This window comes from Micromonospora sp. DT4 (assembly GCF_049841675.1).
GTDB lineage: Bacteria > Actinomycetota > Actinomycetes > Mycobacteriales > Micromonosporaceae > Micromonospora.
Genome location: NZ_JBNCKT010000385.1, coordinates 1 through 492 on the forward strand (window position 1 = coordinate 1; position 492 = coordinate 492).

At 60.8% G+C, this 492-nt stretch carries 1 protein-coding gene; it reads right to left on the minus strand.

Features of this window, described 5'->3' with window-relative positions:
- Positions 1–492, minus strand: a 492-nt coding sequence (locus tag ACLQ24_RS30225; RefSeq protein ID WP_425895136.1) for a hypothetical protein, incomplete at both ends; no start/stop codon positions are given.

Sequence of the window (492 nt, forward strand, 5' to 3'; positions counted from 1 at the left end):
ACCACCGCCACACCAGAGCCTGACGCACCCTCCCACGGCAAGGGCCGACGACCCACAGCCAGATTGGCGACCTTCTGTGTTGTGGCGGACACCGACCGCGACTCCCCACCGGCCACCTCCTCTGGGCGCACAAGAAAGGTCTTCTTGCCCCGATACTCCGTCTGCAACCCACGGTCGCTCAGAGCCTGAGCGATCATCCTCTGCGGATCCACAAGCCCGTGGCGGATGAGAGTATGCATCCGGCTGCCGAGATCAATGACGGCCCCCGTTTCCGGGAGCGTGATCCGGGTGCGGAGTGGAGGGATCTTTCCCGCCTTTGTGGAGTTGCCTTTGCGCCAGAGGTCATAAGCGGCGAACGTCTCCTTGTCCTTCTCCGCCTTCTCGGCAGCAGTGACAAGCAGGCTCTTGTCTCGGGGTATTCGAATCTTGTTGTCGGTAACCTCCGGCTGGAAACCGTTATCGTTCAGGACATTGAAGAGTCCCTGATGAAAC